Here is a 15,286-nt window from a genome sequence, read left to right as displayed (position 1 = left end):
GGCGCGGACGGATAACAGGGGCGAGTGGCGCGCATCGCGCCGCGGCGGGGGCGGCTCATGAGCGAGGCATACGATCTCATTGTCATCGGCGGCGGGCCGGGGGGCTATGTGGCCGCGATTCGAGCCGCGCAGCTCGGCCTGAAAACCGCGGTCGTCGAGCGCGAACATCTCGGCGGCATCTGTCTCAATTGGGGCTGTATCCCGACCAAGGCGCTTCTGCGCTCGGCCGAAGTCTATCGCCTCGCTAAAGAGGGCGAGCGCTTTGGCGTCACGGGCGCCGCCCCCGGCTTCGACGCCGCGCGGATCGTGGCGCGCTCCCGCGAGGCGGCAGGGCGACTCAACGCCGGCGTGGGTTTCCTGCTGAAGAAGAACAAGATCGACGTCATTTGGGGCGAAGCGACGCTTACCGGGAAGGGCGAGGTGCGCGTCGCCGCGCCGAAAAAGGCTCCGGTGACGCCGCAACTGCCGGCGCCGAAGAACACGCTGGGGGAGGGCGCCTATCGGGCCAAGCATATCGTCATCGCCACTGGCGCGCGCCCGCGCGCGCTGCCTGGCCTCGAGCCCGACGGACGGCTCGTCTGGACATATTTCGAGGCGTTGAAGCCCGAGCGCTTCCCGACCTCGCTGCTCGTTGTCGGCGGCGGCGCCATCGGCGTCGAATTCGCCTCCTTCTACCGCACCTTCGGCGTCGAGGTGACGCTGGTCGAGGCGCTGCCGCAAATCCTGCCGGCCGAGGACGCCGAGATCGCCGCCCTCGCGCGCAAGAGTTTCGAGAGGCAGGGCGTCGCCATCCACAGCGCAACAACCGTCGCGCGGCTCGAAAAGCAGGCGGACAGCGTCGTTGCGACGCTCAGGGGCGCTGATGGCGCGACAAGGTCGATTGCGTTCGATCGGGTCCTCTCAGCCGCGGGCGTCGTCGCCAATGTCGAAAATCTCGGGCTGGAGGCGCTCGGCGTCGAGCTGGAGCGCGGGGTCATCAAGACCGACGGGCTCGGCCGCACCAATGTCGCCGGGATATACGCTATCGGAGACGTCGCGGGCGGGCCGATGCTCGCCCACAAGGCCGAGCATGAGGGCGTCTCCTGCGTCGAGGCGATTGCGGGCAAGGACGCGCATCCGCTCGACAAATCGCTCGTGCCGGGCTGCACCTATTGCCATCCGCAGATCGCATCGGTGGGCCTGACGGAAGAGAAGGCGAAGGCGCAGGGGCTGGAGCTGAAAATCGGCCGCTTCCCCTATCTCGCCAACGGCAAGGCCATCGCTCTCGGCGAACCGGAGGGGCTGGTGAAGACGATCTTCGACGCCCGGACCGGTCGGCTGCTCGGCGCGCATATCATCGGCGCCGAGGCGACGGAGCTGATTCAGGGGTTTGTGATCGCCATGAACCTGGAGACGACGGAGGAGGAGCTGATGCGCACGGTCTTCCCGCATCCGACGCTTTCGGAAACCATGCATGAAAGCGTGTTGGACGCCTTCGGTCGGGCGATCCATATCTGACGCGCGCTTGAAGGTCTCGGGCAAAGGCCTAGTTTTCGCGGTGTCTCATGGAGCCCCCGATGAAAACAACGACCTTGTCACTCGCCTTCGCGCTTTTCGCCACCGCGGCCCTCGCGGCGCTGAAACCGGGAGCGCCAGCGCCCGATTTCACCGTGAAGGCGGCCCTTGGCGGAAAGGATTTCACCTTCTCTCTCGCCGAGGCGCTGAAGAAAGGGCCGGTGGTTCTGTATTTCTATCCCAAGTCCTTCACGAGCGTCTGCACGGTGGAGGCGCATGAATTCGCCGAGGCGATGGAGCAATTCGAGGCGATGGGCGCGAGCGTGATCGGCGTTTCCGGCGACAAGATCGAGACGCAGCGCGAGTTCTCGAAAACGGAATGTCGAGACAGGTTCCCTGTCGGCGCCGATCCGGAGTTCAAGGTCATCAAGGCCTATGACGCGGCCTTCAGCGTCCCGGTCGCCGGGCCAGTGTTCGCCAATCGCATCTCCTACGTCATCTCGCCCGAGGGCAAAATTCTTTCGGCGGTCGAGGACAGCGGCTCGACGAAGCACATTCAGAATGCGCTTTCCGTCGTGAAGGAGTGGCGAGGTGGCGGGAGGCCCTGAGCGGGCCATCCCGGGGGCGCCGCCTTCACATGCTTGAGCCAAGCAATTATGGTTCCCGCGTTTCGGACCTCTGAAGGAGGTCTGTGGGGGGCTGACAAAAATGCGTTCAAGCAAGTTCGTGCTTACCAGTTTCGCCTGCCTGTTGACATTCGCCGCCGCCGCTCCGGTTGCGGCGCAGCAGGGCGAAGCCGCGATCTATGAGCCGCTCGTCGATCGCGACGCGAGGGGCTTCAAGGAAAAGAAATACGAGAAGGATCTGACCTTCTGCCGCAATCGCGCGGCGCCGCAGGAGAACGCCGCGCGGGCTGGCGCGGCGGAAGCGGCCGCCGGGGCGCAGCAGGCGACGGCTGGCGCGGCGCTGGCGACGGCTGGAAACATCGCGCGTTACGTGCCGGTTCCCGGACTCGGCGCGGCAAATGGCCTTTGGGCCGGCGGCGGCGCCGCGGAAGCTGCGGGCGCGGCGATCGGTTCGCAGGGCGCCGCCGCAAGCGCCCAGGCGGCGGCTGGCGCCGACATGGCGGCGAGCGACTACCGGCTGGTGGTGGATCGCTGCCTGCAGCGCCGCGGCTACGTGCTTCTGCGTTGATCTCTCGCGGGCGCGTCTTCTACGGCGCGCCCCAGTCCTGCGGCCATTCCTGCCGCAGACGCCCGCCGAGCCGCACCGGCGCGATCATTGTCGCGAGGCCGTCCGCGCCGATCTCGGCGGCGACGCCGCAGAGCGTGGCCTCGCCATGGGCGGGCTCATAGCGCGAGCCGGGCGTCTTGCGCAGAAAGCGGCGAAGCGGCTCCTCCTTGTCCATGCCGATGACCGAATCATAATCTCCGGTCATGCCGGCGTCGGTCTGGTAGCCGGTGCCGCCGGGCAGGATCTGTGTATCGGCGGTCGGCACATGGGTGTGGGTGCCGACAACCAGCGAGGCGCGGCCGTCGAGGAAATGGCCCATGGCCATTTTCTCGCTCGAGGTCTCGGCGTGCATGTCGACGATGATGGCGTCGCAGCCGACGCCCAGCGGGCAGGCGCCGACTTCCCGCTCCATCGCCGCAAAGGGATCGTCCATGGCGTCCATGAAGACGCGGCCCATCGGATTGACGACCAGCACCTGCTGGCCGCGCGCCGCCGAGAAGAGATTGGCTCCGCGCCCAGGCGTTCCGGCCGGGTAATTCACCGGGCGCAGCAGGCGGGGCTGACGCTCGATGAACACGAGGGCTTCGCGCTGGTCGAAGGCGTGATTTCCGAGCGTGACGCAATCGACGCCGGCGGCGAGCATCTCCTCGCAGATCGATTCCGTGATTCCGAAGCCGGCGGCCGCGTTCTCGCCATTAACGACAACGAAATCCAGCGCCCATTTGTCGCGCAGCCGCGGAACGAAGCGGGTGATGGCGGCCCTGCCGGAGCGGCCGAGAACGTCGCCAACGAAGAGAAGGCGCAGATTTTGCGTGGATTGCGGCGCGGTGGACATCCCCTTCCATAGCCCGTGGCGGGAGCGAGAGCAAAATCCTTTGTCAGCGCCGCCAATTTGACGTGTTGCGGAAATCCGCCAGCTTTCATACGTGAAGGCGTCTGTTGTAACATCGCCCCGCTAGACCGAGCCCCGCAAGAGATGCACGACGCCGCCGAACGCCCCGCCGCCCTGACGCGAACCGACGCGCCGGCGCGGCCTTACGTCGTCTTCGAGGACGGGCGCGACGCCGGCCGGGCGCTGCTGTTCGACCAGCCCGAGGAGATCATCACCGCGCGCGAGCCAGCCGAGGTGAAGGAGGCCTTCGTCCGCATGGAGGCGGCGACGAAGCGCGGGCTCTATCTCGCGGGCTACGCCAGCTATGAGCTGGGCTATGCGCTGGAGCCGAAATTCGCGACGCAGGTCACGCCGCGCTCGCGCACGCCGCTCCTGCTCTTTGGGGCTTTTCGCGCGCCGCAGCAATGGGCGCTGCCGCCGGCCGAAGGCGCCGCGCCGCGCATTCCGCTCACGCCCGCCTGGACGGAAGCCGAATACGCCGGGCGCTTCCAGCAGTGCCGAGATTACATTTACGCGGGCGACGTCTATCAGATCAATCTGACGTTCCCGCTCTACGGCCGATACGAGGGTGATCCGCTCACGCTCTATCGCGGCCTGCGCAAGCGCCAGCCCGTCGCCTATGGCGGGGTGGTCGCGCTCGGCGAGGAGACGGTCGTTTCGCTGTCGCCGGAGGTTTTCTTCGAGGCGCAGGGCCGGCACATTCGCGCCCGGCCGATGAAAGGCACGGCGCAGCGCGGTTTCATGCCGACGGAAGACATGGCCCGCGCGCAATATCTCGTCGAGGACGAGAAGTCGCGCGCCGAAAATCTGATGATCGTCGATCTGCTGCGCAACGACCTGTCGCGGCTCGCGGAAGTCGGCTCGGTGAAGGTCACGGACCTCTTCACCATCGAGACCTATCCGACGCTGCATCAGATGACCTCGGGGATCGAGGCGCGCCTTCGCGACGACGTCACGCTCGCGGATCTCTTCACGGGGCTTTTCCCTTGCGGCTCCGTGACTGGCGCGCCGAAGATTCGCGCCATGGAGATCATCCGCGATCTCGAATGCGCCGCGCGCGGCGTTTACTGCGGGTCGCTGGGATTGATCGCGCCGGACGGCGACATCCGTTTCAATGTCGCGATCCGCACGCTGACGCTCTTTCCCGATAATGAACTCGTCTGCAATGTCGGCTCGGCAATCGTCGCCGACAGCCGCGCGCGCGAAGAGTATGAGGAATGTCTGATCAAGGCCCGATTCCTGACCGGCGCGCCGACGACTTCGGGCTGATCGAAACGCTGCTATGGACGCGCGACGGCGGGTTCGATCTCCTGCCCGAGCACCTCGCGCGCCTTGCTTCGTCGAGCGCGGCGCTCGGATTTGCTTACGATGAGGCGCGCGCGCGGTCCGCCTTGAAAGCAGCCGTCGGCGGCGCCGTGGATCGGCGTCTGCGGGTGAGGCTCGTATTGTCGGCCGACGGCGGGATCGAAACAAGCGTCACGCCGATCGATCCCGTTCCGCCCGAAACGGTCTGGCGCGTCGCAATTGCGCAGCGGCGCTTTTCTTCCGCTGATCCGCTCCTGCGCCACAAGACGACGCGCCGCGCGCTTTATGAGGACGAGCTTGCGGAAGCGGTGAAGCGCTGCAGCGTGGATGAAGTTCTCTTTCTCAACGAGCGCGAAGAAGTTTGCGAAAGCGCGCGCTGCAATATCTTCGCGCCGCAGGGCGATATTCTGCTGACGCCGCCGCTGTCATGCGGCCTCCTGCCGGGAACGCTGCGCGCGCGCCTTCTCGCCGACGGGCGAGCGCGGGAAGCTTTCTTGCGGCTCGCGGACCTACCGGCAGAATTCTATCTCGGCAATTCCGTGCGCGGTCTCGTGCGCGCGACCTTGATGCAATAGCGAGCGGCGTTAACCACCGCCGCAATTGACGGTGCGTTTACGCAGGCTCTTTCGCCGTTTTTAACGCGCCGCGCCTAGTTTCCGCCGCGCAGCCGCGCCATCGCCTGCAAGTTGAGCATAAGCGCCTGGTTCGCTTTTTCGGCGTTTCGCTTGCGCACGTTGTGAGGGGAAAATGAACGCAATAAGCTACATGATGATCGAGCATCCCTTCGCGTCGATCTGGCTTGCGCTGACGTTCATCGCGTGGATCGTGATCTATTCGTCCACGCGGAGCAGGGAGCCGGCGAGTCAGGTCCGGCGTCCGCCGGCTACGTCTGCCCCGGCTTGAGCCGGTAGAAGATGTGACGACCGATTGCGTCCATCTTCGTCAGCGCGCGAGCCCAGCGCGGCTTCACATATGTCGCGTGATAATGCGTCGAGCGGCCGACATCGGTGATGTAGGTGCGCCCGTCCATCACCTCATTGGCGATGCGCACGGCGCGCTCCCATGACTCGCGTTCGGTGATGCGAAGCGATTTTCCCTCGCAGGCGAAGGAGAACTGGCAGGCCTTGTAGTGATGCCGGTTCTGGTAGACGACGCCGCAGATGCTCGCGGGATAGAGCCCGCTCTGCACGCGGTTGAGCACCACTTGCGCGACCGCCGCCTGTCCTGCCTCCGGTTCGCTGCGCGACTCGAAATAGACCGCTTCCGCAAGACAACGCTTCTCGCGATCAAGCTTGTCGTGATCGATCAGCGCGGCGTAATCCGGACGCGCGGCGCCGGTTTCGGTCCGTCCCAGAGCGAGCATCGCGCGTGGGAAGGACGAGACCTCGATCGGGATGGCGTCGGGCTGCGCGGGCGTCGACGAGCTGAGCGCCATTGCGCGCGAGACCTGCGGCGTGGCGCCGTGCAGGGCGCGCTCGGCCAGCGCCGGGTTCACGGTCGCGGGCGCAGGCTCGCTGACCGGCGGCGTCGCGGTGGAGGCCGTTTGCGTCGGCGACGCGGCGGCTGTCGATTTCTGGGTCTGAGTGGTCGAAAGCGCGTCGGCCTTGGCGGCTTCAGCCTCGTAGATTGCGTCATCGCCCGGCATGACGCCGCGCGGCGCAAGCTTGATCGCCGTCCGCGCCGCGCTCTTTCCCTCGATCCGGAAGGTCAGATGCGCGGGCTCCAGGATGCCGAGTTTTTCCGGCGTGATCAAATGCGTGTCGAAGGTCGGGCGCATGGCGACGACGGGATCGCCCTTGTGCGTGCGGTCGACCTCCGGGAAATTCTTTACTTCCGGCTTGAGATCGACATGCGGCTCGCTCTCGTCGGGGATGGAGCGGATGTCCTCCGGCGCGCCGACCATCAGCCGCGCGCTTTGCACCAAAGCGCGGCTCTGGCCGGATATGCCGAAATCGCCGGTCGCGGCGTCGCCGAAAGAAGCCAGCCGGAAAGGGGCGGGGGCGTTCGTCGCGCGGGCGCGGGCGGTGAGGGGGGCGACGTTCCAGTCGCCGGCGGAGTCCTGGCCGGCGTCGGCCGTGAAAGACACCAGCACGCCAACGCCCAGAGCCCAGGGGGCCATGACGCTGAACGCCCAGGGCCCCATGACGCTATTCACCCAACGCGCTTTAGACTGACGACGCATAAGCCTATCCACGTCCGACGGCGGCAATCGCAAGCGATCGCGATCAAGCCGCCGCTCGCCCGGATGCGAATTTACGTAAAATCTTATCGACTATTAGGCTTGCGGAACCGTTTCTGCGGCGGGAGCGCGAGCGTGCCAGAATGGCGCAAGGCTGCGGCAAGCTTGCAAGGAACGACGCCTCGATTTCCGTGACGCTGATTTATTCGCCGATCAGATGAAGCGCGATCTCGCGGCGGTGCGGACGGCGGCGGTGCTCGCAGAGGAATACGCCCTGCCAGGTTCCGAGCGTCAGCGCGCCGCCGATGAGCGGAATGGAGAGCTGCGTCTGCGTCAGCGCCGCGCGGATATGGGCGGGCATGTCGTCGGGGCCTTCCGTGTCGTGGATGTAGTTCGCGCCCTCTGGAGCGAGCCGCGCGAAGACGGTTTCGAGATCGCGCAGCACGGTCGGGTCCGCGTTCTCCTGAATGAGCAGCGACGCCGAGGTGTGCCGGCAGAAAACCGTGAGCAGCCCTTCGCTCATGCGCGCGCTGCGCACGAAATCGCAGATATTTACGGTGATTTCGAAAAAGCCGCGGCCGGTCGTGTCGATGCGGAGAATTCGTGTCGCCTGTCGCATGTCCCCAATTTGAGCATGGGCGTGAGAAAGTCCAGTTTGGGTCCGACGGAGCTTGGCATTTTTCGCCCCACGCGATAAGCGCGTCGAAAACCATGAGGGACGAATATGTTCGAGAGCGTGATCGACGCCGCCGCGACTCTGGCCTCGTCCGAGACGGCCCGGGACATGGGGGGATATGCGCTGGCGGCGCTCGCCTGGGCGGAGGCGGCGACCGTGGTGGGCGCCGCCTACGCCAAGCGCATGATCCCGCTGCGCATGATGGCGATGTCCGGCAATGTGCTCGGCGTGATCGTCGGTCTCGGGACGGGAAGCCTGCCGACGATCGTCAAGCACGCCATCAACTTTCCGTTGAACGCCACGCGCATGCGCGAGATGCGCCGCCTCATCGCCAGCGTGCGCCAGGCCAATGAGAGCGATCTCAATATCGAGTGGCTGAAGCCCTTCATGCATCCACGCAGCCTGCGGGCGACGGATCTCGTCTTTGAAAAGGGAGATCCGGCGACCGAGGCCTTCGTCGTCGTCGAGGGGAGCATCGAGATCGTGGAGTGCGGCGCTGTCCTGGCGCCGGGAGATATTTTCGGCGAGATGGCGCTCTTCACCGCGCATGGAACGCGCACCGCCACAGCGCGCTGCGCGAGCGACGTGCGCCTCCTCGTCATCACCTATGAGCAGTTCGAGCAGCTTTATTTCCAGAACCCCGAATTCGGCCTCTATCTCGTCCGTCTCATCGTGCGGCGGTTCGAGATGAACCACCGGGACGCGGAGCTCGAGAGTTCTTGACCGCGGCTTCCGAATGGGGCGGCTGAAGAACGCCCCGCCTGACACGCAGCCAAGCTAATGGTTTAATTATATTTTTTCTCACTGGACTGCTTGCCTTCGGGTGGAATGGTCCCACGTCTCCCAATACGTCCCGTCGCAACAGTCGACGGCGCAGAAGACGCCAGTTGCGTCGAGGCGCATCATATCGTGGAGGTCTGATATGGCGCTCGCAGTGCACAGCAATGCCGAAATGGGCAAGATTCTGATGTGGGTTATCGCTTTTGCGGCCTTCGTCGTCGTGGCGCTCACATGGGTTCCCGACTGGATCGCTCCGCAGGGCGACGTCGGCGCCCCCGAGGTCGGCCGCACGGTGAAGATGATCCAGTAACGGCTCCAAAGGCGAGCTTGTCGCCCCTTGCGCGAACTCCGCGGCCGAGGGTTTTTGCGTCAGTAAATAGCGGCGGCGCGGACGGACTCTTACGCGGTGCTCACCGCCTTCTTCCCAAGCGCCGCCTGCGCGGCGGCCAGGCGCGCGATCGGCACGCGGAAGGGCGAGCAGGAGATGTAGTCGAGCCCCACCCGCTCGAAGAAGGCCACCGACGCCGGGTCGCCGCCATGCTCGCCGCAGACGCCGAGCGTGACCTTCGGGTTTGCGGCGCGGGCGCGCTTGCAGCCGATGGCGACGAGTTCGCCGACGCCCTCCTGGTCGATCGACACGAAGGGGTCGCGCGGCAGCATCCCTTTCTCGACATAGACGCCGAGAAAGGAGCCGGAGTCGTCGCGCGAAATGCCGAGCGTGGTCTGTGTGAGGTCGTTGGTGCCGAAGGAGAAGAAATCCGCCGAGGGCGCGATTTCATCGGCGCGCAGCGCCGCGCGCGGCAGTTCGATCATTGTGCCGACGTGATAACGCGGGCGGATGCCGGTCTCGTCCTCGACGAGTTTCGCCATCTCCGCGACGCGCGCCTTGACGAGATCGAGCTCGGCGCGGGCGAAGACGAGCGGCGCCATGATCTCGATCTGCGCCGGCGCGCCTGTGATCATGCTCGCTTCGATAGCCGCCTCGAAGATCGCGCGCGCCTGCATGTCCACGATTTCGGGAAACACGACCGCGAGGCGGACGCCGCGAAATCCCAGCATCGGGTTGAATTCCGAGAGCTGCATGGCGCGGCGTCGCAGCTTGATGGGGTCCGCGCCCATGGCCTTGGCCACCGTCGCGATCTCGGAATCGGAGTGCGGCAGGAATTCGTGCAGCGGCGGATCGAGCAGGCGGATGGTTACGGGAAGGCCCGACATGATCTCGAAGAGCTGCTTGAAGTCCTCGCGCTGCATCGGCAGAAGCTTTTCCAGCGCGGCGCGGCGGCCGGCGGCGTCGTCGGCGAGAATCATCTCGCGCACGGCGACAATGCGCTCTCCCTCGAAAAACATGTGTTCCGTGCGCGCAAGGCCGATGCCCTCGGCGCCGAAGCGGCGGGCGGCTCTCGCGTCCGACGGCGTTTCCGCATTTGCGCGCACTTTCATCCGGCGCGTTTCGTCCGCCCAGTCCATCAGCACGGCGAATTCGCCGGTGAGTTCAGGGCGCTGCATTTTCACTTCGCCGGCGATCACATGGCCGGCCGAACCGTCGATGGTGATGCGGTCGCCTTTGACGAAACGTTTGCCCGCGACCGTGAAGCTCTGGTCCTCATAATCGATGCGCAATGCGCCCGCGCCGGTCACGCAGGGCTTGCCCATGCCGCGCGCGACGACCGCGGCGTGAGAGGTCATGCCGCCGCGCGCGGTGAGGATGCCCTCGGCCGCGTGCATGCCGCCGATGTCCTCGGGGCTCGTCTCGGTGCGCACAAGGATGACCTTGCGGCCGGAGGTCGCGAGCGTCTCGGCCTCTTCCGGATTGAAGACGATTTCGCCGAAGGCCGCGCCCGGCGAGGCGGGCAGGCCGGTGACGAGGATGTCTCGTTTGGCCGCCGGGTCGATGGTGGGATGCAGCAATTGTTCGAGCGAAGTCGGCTCGACGCGGGTCAGCGCCTCAGCCCTCGTGATGAGCCCTTCATTGGCCATGTCGACTGCGAGCTTCAGGGCCGCGCGCGCCGTGCGCTTGCCGTTGCGCGTCTGCAGCATCCATAATTTGCCGCGCTCGACCGTGAACTCCATGTCCTGCATGTCGCGGTAATGGCGTTCGAGATGGTCCGCATATTCCTTGAATTCCGCGAAGACGGCTGGCATCGCCGCCTCGAGCGAAATCTTCTCGCCCGGCGACGCGCGGCTTGCGACTTCCGTCAGAGGCTGTGGCGTGCGCAGCCCCGCCACGACGTCCTCGCCCTGCGCGTTCATCAGATATTCGCCGTAGAGCTCGCGCACGCCGGTCGACGGATTTCGCGTGAAGGCGACGCCGGTCGCGGAATTGGCGTCCATGTTGCCGAAGACCATGGCCTGCACGTTCACGGCGGTGCCCCAGCTCTCCGGGATGTTGTGCAGATGGCGATAGACAATGGCGCGATGGTTCATCCAGGAGGAGAATACCGCCTTGATCGCGCCCCATAACTGCTCGCGCGGCTCCTGCGGAAAGCCACAGCCCGCATTCGCCTCCACGATCGCCTTGAAGGCCGCGACGACCGCGCGCCAGTCGTTGGCGGAGAGCTGCGTGTCAAGCGTCTGGCCCTTCTCTTCCTTCATCTCCTCGAGCCGCTCCTCGAAGATGTGATGCTCCACGCCGAGCACGACCGAGGAATACATTTCGATGAAGCGGCGGTAGCAGTCCCAGGCGAAGCGGTCATCGCCCGAGAAACGGGCGAGCCGCTCGACGGTCTCGTCGTTGAGCCCGAGATTGAGCACCGTGTCCATCATGCCGGGCATGGAGGCGCGCGCGCCCGAGCGCACGGAGACGAGCAGCGGCCATTCCGTGTCGTTGAAGGCGTGCCCGGCGACCCGGCCAACTTCGGCGAGGGCCGCGTCCACCTGCGCCTCGAGGTCCGCCGGGAAGGTGTGGCCGTGGGCGTAGAACCAGGCGCAGACCTCGGTCGTGATCGTGAAGCCCGGCGGGACCGGCAGCCCAAGGGAGGCCATCTCGGCGAGATTGGCGCCCTTGCCGCCCAGGAGGTCTTTCATGGACTCCGAGCCCTCGGATCGACCCGCGCCGAAGCTATAGACCCATTTCGTCATCTGTTTCTTCTTCCCGCGTCTTTGGTTACGGGTTGGAATAATGGGCGGAGCGCGCCTTCTCTCAGCTTTAGCGCTCCCGGACCAATAGGCCAAATCCGATCCAGCTCGCGCCGTAGAATAGCAGATCGACGCCGAGGAACAGTCCAAGCACGTAGCTCGAATTATCGGGCCAGTCGAAGAGAATGATCATGCCGAGCACGCTGGTCAGCGCCCCCGCAAGGACGATGAAGACGCTTGGCCCTTCCGGCAGGCTTGCGCCGAAGACCGCCCGCGCGACGCCGGTCGCGAGCAGGGCGGCGCCGAGCAGGAGGGTGAAGGCCGCCGCGCCGGTGAGGGGATTGGCGAGCATGAAGGAGCCGGCGACAACATAAAGGAGGCCGACCAGAATGAGCGGCAGCCGATGGCTCCAAATGTGGGCGTTGACGCCCAGAACGATTTCCGACCCTCCGACCATGATGACGAAAAGGGCGATGAGATAGACCGAGAAGATCGTCGCCACATTGGCGAGCGCGAGAGTCGCCAGCCCCAGCGCGACGGCGAAGGCGCCGAAGGCGACGAACCATGCCCAGCGACTGCGCAAACGAGCAATCGCCGCCTCGATGTCAGTCGGGCGCCTGAAGGGAGAGAAGGACATTTCTGTCTCCGCGGGCTCCGCGCCGCGCTTTCGGCGGTCCGCCGCCGACGAACGGAGCCTCGTCCTTCAAGTGTGGCGCAAACCTCGGCCGCGACAAGCGCCGTCGCCGATTTTCCACTGTTACCTATCGTCGCGGGCGGCGTCCGTCGCGCTTGCCTGGACGCCTTTCGTCCGGTCGGCCTGTAACTTTCTCGGCGTTTTTCAGTGTCCGCTGGAACCCACTCGACGTCTCAGAACGGTCATTGGATTGCCGCGCGCATGACGCATGGAGACGCCCTCGGGCCGTGACGGCCCCTTGCTCGAGAAACCGTCGAAGGCCGCGGCGAGGGCGCGCTTCAACAGGGCCGCCGCCACCAGCGTCACGGCTCCGCCGACCGCCGAGATCAGAACCGTGCCCGAGAAGATCGTGATATATTCCTTCGGAGCCAGCGCCACCCAGGCCGTCGAGAAAATGGCGGCGCCGAACAGCAGCACGCCGCTGTTCCCTTTCGGCCCGAATCCTCGGTCGTGGAGGAGGACGTCGCACAGGAAGCCGATGAAAATCAGCAGCAGTCCCATAACCAGCGACGTGACCACGAACTGCGTTTCGGTGATCTGCATCGCGTCCAGACGAAGCGCCAGAAAGCGCATCATGTCGCCACGAAGGCCCGTTCCCCCTTCGCGCATCGCAGTCTCGAAGCCGGTCGGAGTCAGCAGTTCGCGGATCTTGTTCCACGCAAGAAGCGGGAAGATCGAGAGCAGGATCGACAGAATATAGCCCATCCGACAGCGCCTCTGCATGGAAGTCGCGTTCTTGCGAACGACCTCGACGATTAATCATGCTGACGCCCGAAAGGGCGCTTGCGGGGAGCAGGCTAGAGCGCGACAGTTAACGTCAAATTACAACTGAGGGTTGTATACATATGAAAAGTGAAGACGAAGACCCGCCGCGCCGCCCGTCGTTCGAAATCGGCCAGCCGCTCGACCTCCTGTCTGTCGCGGAAATCGACGCGCGTATCGCCGCGCTGAAGGACGAGATCGCGCGGCTGGAGAATGGCCGCGCCGCCAAGGTTGCGGCGAGCGCGACGGCGGAGGCGTTTTTCAGGAAATAGGCCGCCGGGTGGGACTTGCGGCGGGGGGCCTCTTGGCTTGACAGGGACGACCGCATTGCGCTTCTTCTCGCGCGCGTCGCCGGGCCTCCTCCGGCGTTTCCCGAGATTCCCAACCGAAAGCGGCCCATGCATCGCTACCGTTCGCATAATTGTGGAGAGCCGACCGAGGCGCTCGCCGGCCAAAAGATTCGCCTTTCGGGCTGGTGCCACCGCATCCGCGATCACGGCGGCGTGCTGTTCATCGACCTTCGCGACCATTACGGCCTCACGCAATGCGTGGTCGATCCCGATTCGCCCGCCTTCGCGCAGGCCGAGAAGCTGCGCTCTGAATGGGTCGTGCGCCTCGACGGCGAGGTGCGCAAGCGCCCGGCCGGCACCGAGAATCCCGACATGCCGACGGGTCACGTCGAAATCTATGTCGCGGAGATCGAGGTCCTCGGCCCCGCCGGCGAACTGCCAATGCCGGTCTTCGGCGACCAGCAGTATCCCGAGGACACCCGTCTGAAATATCGCTTCCTCGACCTGCGCCGCGAGAAGCTCCACAACAATATCATGCTGCGCGGCCGTATCATCGACTCGATCCGCACACGCATGAAGCAGGGCGGCTTCTTCGAGTTTCAGACGCCGATCCTCACCGCCTCCAGCCCCGAGGGCGCGCGCGACTTCCTCGTGCCGTCGCGCCTCCATCCCGGCAAGTTCTACGCGCTCCCGCAGGCTCCGCAACAATTCAAGCAACTTTTGATGGTTGCGGGCTTCGATCGCTATTTCCAGATCGCGCCCTGCTTCCGCGACGAGGACGCCCGCGCCGACCGCTCGCCGGGCGAATTCTATCAGCTCGACGTCGAGATGAGCTTCGTCACGCAGGAGGACGTGTTCGACTCGATGGAGCCGGTGCTGCGCGGCGTCTTCGAGGAGTTCGCGAACGGCAAGGCCGTGACGCAGAAATTCCCGCGCATTCCGTTCCGCGAGGCGATGCTGAAATATGGCTCCGACAAGCCCGATCTGCGCAATCCGCTGATCATCGTCGATCTCAGCGCCGAGTTCGAGGGGGAGGGCGTCACCTTCAAGGCCTTCCGCGGCAAGACCGTGCGCGGCATCCCCGCGCCGGGCGCAGCGAGCCAGCCGCGCAGCTTCTTCGACAAGCTCAACGACTGGGCGCGGTCTGAAGGCGCGCCGGGCCTCGGCTACATCATCTTCGAGGACGAAGGCGGCGCGCTCGTCGGCAAGGGGCCGATCGCCAAGTTCATTCCGGCCGACGCGCAGGCGGCGATCGCCGCCAAAGCGGGCGTGAAGGCGGGCGACGCCGTGTTCTTCTCGGCGGGCGAGGAGACGGCGGCGGCCAAGCTCGCCGGCATGGCGCGCATCCGCATCGGCAATGAACTCGGCCTCTCGAAGAAGGACGTCTTCGAATTCTGCTGGATCGTCGACTTCCCGATGTACGAGTGGAACGAGGACGACAAGAAGATCGACTTCTCGCACAACCCCTTCTCGATGCCGCAAGGCGGCATGGAGGCGCTGGAAGAAAAGGATCCGCTCGACATCCTCGCCTATCAATACGACATCGTCTGCAACGGCGTGGAGCTGTCCTCAGGCGCGATCCGAAACCACCGCCCCGAGATCATGAAGAAGGCGTTCGAGATCGCGGGCTATGGCGAGGACGTGCTGATCGAGAAGTTCGGCGGCATGTATCGCGCCTTCCAGTATGGCGCGCCGCCTCACGGCGGCATCGCGCCCGGCGTGGATCGCATCGTCATGCTGCTCGCGGAGGAGGAGAATCTGCGCGAGGTGACGCTGTTCCCGATGAACCAGCGCGCGGAAGACCTGCTGATGGGCGCCCCTTCGGACGCCACCATGAAGCAGCTGCGCGAGCTGCACATCCGGCTCAACCTGCCCGAGAAGGCCTGAGCCGTCGCTATTCCCCTAC

Annotated in this window: 16 protein-coding genes; 10 read left to right on the top strand and 6 right to left on the bottom strand. The window is 65.4% G+C overall.

The window, feature by feature from the left end; translation table 11 throughout:
- Positions 1-57 precede the first annotated feature (57 nt).
- From lpdA to LG047_RS04500, 3 genes are all read left to right on the top strand, one after another.
- Positions 58-1,497, top strand: coding sequence for a dihydrolipoyl dehydrogenase (lpdA, locus tag LG047_RS04510; protein ID WP_227965710.1), 1,440 nt, complete (start codon positions 58-60; stop codon positions 1,495-1,497).
- A 59-nt stretch (positions 1,498-1,556) separates the two neighbouring features.
- Positions 1,557-2,102, top strand: a complete 546-nt coding sequence (locus LG047_RS04505) for a peroxiredoxin (protein ID WP_227965709.1) — start codon at positions 1,557-1,559, stop codon at positions 2,100-2,102.
- Positions 2,103-2,202: 100 nt separating this feature from the next.
- Complete coding sequence (locus LG047_RS04500) at positions 2,203-2,688, top strand: hypothetical protein (protein ID WP_227965708.1); 486 nt, start codon at positions 2,203-2,205, stop codon at positions 2,686-2,688.
- A gap of 19 nt (positions 2,689-2,707) precedes the next feature.
- Here LG047_RS04500 and LG047_RS04495 read toward each other — a convergent pair whose 3' ends face one another.
- Positions 2,708-3,532 (bottom strand): TIGR00282 family metallophosphoesterase, encoded by an 825-nt coding sequence (locus LG047_RS04495; protein WP_036287580.1) that lies wholly within the window; start codon positions 3,530-3,532, stop codon positions 2,708-2,710.
- A gap of 171 nt (positions 3,533-3,703) precedes the next feature.
- On the opposite strand from LG047_RS04495, the gene LG047_RS04490 reads away from it, so the two are divergent.
- From LG047_RS04490 to LG047_RS04480, 3 genes are all read left to right on the top strand, one after another.
- On the top strand, positions 3,704-4,888 hold the full coding sequence (locus tag LG047_RS04490) for an aminodeoxychorismate synthase component I (RefSeq protein ID WP_036282649.1): 1,185 nt from the start codon (positions 3,704-3,706) through the stop codon (positions 4,886-4,888).
- On the top strand, positions 4,837-5,499 hold the full coding sequence (locus tag LG047_RS04485) for an aminotransferase class IV family protein (protein WP_227965707.1): 663 nt from the start codon (positions 4,837-4,839) through the stop codon (positions 5,497-5,499). The genes LG047_RS04490 and LG047_RS04485 overlap by 52 nt, the downstream gene beginning before the upstream one ends.
- Positions 5,500-5,671: 172 nt before the next feature.
- Positions 5,672-5,827: a hypothetical protein gene (locus LG047_RS04480; RefSeq protein ID WP_227965706.1), complete on the top strand. Its 156-nt coding sequence runs from the start codon at positions 5,672-5,674 to the stop codon at positions 5,825-5,827.
- On the opposite strand, the gene LG047_RS04475 is transcribed toward LG047_RS04480, so the two are convergent.
- Together LG047_RS04475 and LG047_RS04470 are read right to left on the bottom strand one after the other, a co-directional pair.
- Entirely contained in the window at positions 5,808-7,043 is a 1,236-nt protein-coding gene (locus LG047_RS04475) for a cell wall hydrolase (RefSeq protein ID WP_370634989.1), read from the bottom strand. The two genes, LG047_RS04480 and LG047_RS04475, sit on opposite strands and share 20 nt — an antisense overlap.
- Positions 7,044-7,305: 262 nt before the next feature.
- Positions 7,306-7,722: a secondary thiamine-phosphate synthase enzyme YjbQ gene (locus LG047_RS04470; RefSeq protein ID WP_036282643.1), complete on the bottom strand. Its 417-nt coding sequence runs from the start codon at positions 7,720-7,722 to the stop codon at positions 7,306-7,308.
- A 105-nt stretch (positions 7,723-7,827) separates the two neighbouring features.
- Here LG047_RS04470 and LG047_RS04465 point away from each other — a divergent pair, with 105 nt between their 5' ends.
- Both LG047_RS04465 and LG047_RS04460 read left to right on the top strand, forming a co-directional pair.
- Positions 7,828-8,502: a Crp/Fnr family transcriptional regulator gene (locus LG047_RS04465; RefSeq protein WP_227965705.1), complete on the top strand. Its 675-nt coding sequence runs from the start codon at positions 7,828-7,830 to the stop codon at positions 8,500-8,502.
- A gap of 199 nt (positions 8,503-8,701) precedes the next feature.
- On the top strand, positions 8,702-8,869 hold the full coding sequence (locus LG047_RS04460; RefSeq protein WP_192815591.1) for a hypothetical protein: 168 nt from the start codon (positions 8,702-8,704) through the stop codon (positions 8,867-8,869).
- A gap of 89 nt (positions 8,870-8,958) precedes the next feature.
- Here LG047_RS04460 and ppdK read toward each other — a convergent pair whose 3' ends face one another.
- The 3 genes from ppdK to LG047_RS04445 all read right to left on the bottom strand — a co-directional run bounded on the left by ppdK (position 8,959) and on the right by LG047_RS04445 (position 13,033).
- Positions 8,959-11,637, bottom strand: coding sequence for a pyruvate, phosphate dikinase (gene ppdK, locus LG047_RS04455; RefSeq protein ID WP_036282642.1), 2,679 nt, complete (start codon positions 11,635-11,637; stop codon positions 8,959-8,961).
- 67 nt (positions 11,638-11,704) lie between these two features.
- The gene (locus tag LG047_RS04450; protein ID WP_227965704.1) at positions 11,705-12,271 is read right to left on the bottom strand and encodes an HdeD family acid-resistance protein; all 567 of its coding nucleotides are present in this window, start codon (positions 12,269-12,271) and stop codon (positions 11,705-11,707) included.
- A gap of 201 nt (positions 12,272-12,472) precedes the next feature.
- Positions 12,473-13,033 carry a hypothetical protein gene (locus tag LG047_RS04445; RefSeq protein ID WP_227965703.1) on the bottom strand — a complete coding sequence of 187 codons (561 nt, stop codon included), beginning with the start codon at positions 13,031-13,033 and terminating at the stop codon, positions 12,473-12,475.
- Positions 13,034-13,173: 140 nt separating this feature from the next.
- Between LG047_RS04445 and LG047_RS04440 the strand changes: the two genes are divergently transcribed.
- Complete coding sequence (locus LG047_RS04440; protein WP_227965702.1) at positions 13,174-13,362, top strand: DUF1192 domain-containing protein; 189 nt, start codon at positions 13,174-13,176, stop codon at positions 13,360-13,362.
- 126 nt (positions 13,363-13,488) lie between these two features.
- A complete protein-coding gene (aspS, locus tag LG047_RS04435) occupies positions 13,489-15,267 on the top strand; it encodes an aspartate--tRNA ligase (RefSeq protein WP_036282634.1) in 1,779 nt (592 codons plus the stop codon).
- Positions 15,268-15,286 lie beyond the last annotated feature (19 nt).

Source organism: Methylocystis sp. WRRC1, assembly GCF_020733155.1.
Lineage (GTDB): Bacteria > Pseudomonadota > Alphaproteobacteria > Rhizobiales > Beijerinckiaceae > Methylocystis.
The sequence above is the reverse complement of the archived record's forward strand: the minus strand, read 5'-3'. Positions and strand labels throughout refer to the sequence as shown.

Coding starts and splice junctions, on each gene's coding strand:
- LG047_RS04500 (WP_227965708.1), top strand. CDS start 2,203: ATGCGTTCAAGCAAGTTCGTGCTTACCAGTTTCGCCTGCCTGTTGACA.
- lpdA (WP_227965710.1), top strand. CDS start 58: ATGAGCGAGGCATACGATCTCATTGTCATCGGCGGCGGGCCGGGGGGC.
- LG047_RS04490 (WP_036282649.1), top strand. CDS start 3,704: ATGCACGACGCCGCCGAACGCCCCGCCGCCCTGACGCGAACCGACGCG.
- LG047_RS04485 (WP_227965707.1), top strand. CDS start 4,837: ATGTCTGATCAAGGCCCGATTCCTGACCGGCGCGCCGACGACTTCGGG.
- LG047_RS04445 (WP_227965703.1), bottom strand. CDS start 13,033: ATGGGCTATATTCTGTCGATCCTGCTCTCGATCTTCCCGCTTCTTGCG.
- ppdK (WP_036282642.1), bottom strand. CDS start 11,637: ATGACGAAATGGGTCTATAGCTTCGGCGCGGGTCGATCCGAGGGCTCG.
- LG047_RS04460 (WP_192815591.1), top strand. CDS start 8,702: ATGGCGCTCGCAGTGCACAGCAATGCCGAAATGGGCAAGATTCTGATG.
- LG047_RS04465 (WP_227965705.1), top strand. CDS start 7,828: ATGTTCGAGAGCGTGATCGACGCCGCCGCGACTCTGGCCTCGTCCGAG.
- LG047_RS04470 (WP_036282643.1), bottom strand. CDS start 7,722: ATGCGACAGGCGACACGAATTCTCCGCATCGACACGACCGGCCGCGGC.
- LG047_RS04450 (WP_227965704.1), bottom strand. CDS start 12,271: ATGTCCTTCTCTCCCTTCAGGCGCCCGACTGACATCGAGGCGGCGATT.
- aspS (WP_036282634.1), top strand. CDS start 13,489: ATGCATCGCTACCGTTCGCATAATTGTGGAGAGCCGACCGAGGCGCTC.
- LG047_RS04480 (WP_227965706.1), top strand. CDS start 5,672: ATGAACGCAATAAGCTACATGATGATCGAGCATCCCTTCGCGTCGATC.
- LG047_RS04475 (WP_370634989.1), bottom strand. CDS start 7,043: ATGGCCCCCTGGGCTCTGGGCGTTGGCGTGCTGGTGTCTTTCACGGCC.
- LG047_RS04505 (WP_227965709.1), top strand. CDS start 1,557: ATGAAAACAACGACCTTGTCACTCGCCTTCGCGCTTTTCGCCACCGCG.
- LG047_RS04440 (WP_227965702.1), top strand. CDS start 13,174: ATGAAAAGTGAAGACGAAGACCCGCCGCGCCGCCCGTCGTTCGAAATC.